Raw genomic sequence first — 787 nt, 5'->3', positions numbered from 1 at the left:
GGAGCGCGCTACCCTGAAGTGCGACTCCTATTAGAAAACAAAGAGTTATCTAATAGGAGATCATGGCATGGGAGCCGTATACACGCAACTATCGCTGCAAGAACGCCGAAAGATTGAGACCTGGTGGCATGCAAATGTCCCCGTCAGAGAGATAGCGCGCGTCTTGAAACGCCACAAATCGACGATCTTTCGTGAGATCAAACGGAATTTCTGGGCTGATGATGCCTTCCCGAAGAAGTATGCAGGCTACTTCGGTCACGCAGCACAATTGCAGACGGACAGGCGTAGATCCGTACAACGCAAGCTGATCCGGCATCCAGACCTGTGCAAGACCGTGATCGCGCGGATCAAGCAAGGCTGGACGCCCGAGCAGATCGGCAATCGCATGATCTACGAAGGCGCCAAACTGCGCGTTTGCCAGGAAACGATCTATCGCTACATCTACTCGAAAGAAGGCATGGATCAGGAGCTGTGGTGGTACCTGCCCGAGCATCGCAAAGCGCGTCGTCCACGCCGGGCCAGAAAGCGCCAGAAGCCTAAGTTTGATCGTGATGTCGGCATTCTGTTCCGTCCGGATGATGTCGCACATCGTCGCCAGTTTGGGCACTGGGAGGCTGATCTTGTCTTGTTCAAACAACGCTTTGGACAATCAAACGTAACCTCGCTGGTCGAGCGCGTCAGTCGGTTCACCGTGCTTTTGAAGAATCCCAACAAGCGCACTAAACCAGTCATGGGCAGGATCATGAAAGCTCTCCGTGATCTGCCCTAAATTGCGCGTCGTTCAATC

At 53.6% G+C, this 787-nt stretch carries 1 pseudogene; it reads left to right on the top strand.

The annotated features are described in order from the left end of the window. Positions 1-67: 67 nt before the first annotated feature. A pseudogene (locus TR61_RS19425) lies at positions 68-766 on the top strand (IS30 family transposase); the annotation flags it as partial. Positions 767-787 lie beyond the last annotated feature (21 nt).

The sequence above is a fragment of the Aestuariivita boseongensis genome, from assembly GCF_001262635.1.
In the GTDB taxonomy this organism is placed as follows: Bacteria; Pseudomonadota; Alphaproteobacteria; order Rhodobacterales; family Rhodobacteraceae; genus Aestuariivita; species Aestuariivita boseongensis.
The sequence above is the reverse complement of the archived record's forward strand: the minus strand, read 5'-3'. Positions and strand labels throughout refer to the sequence as shown.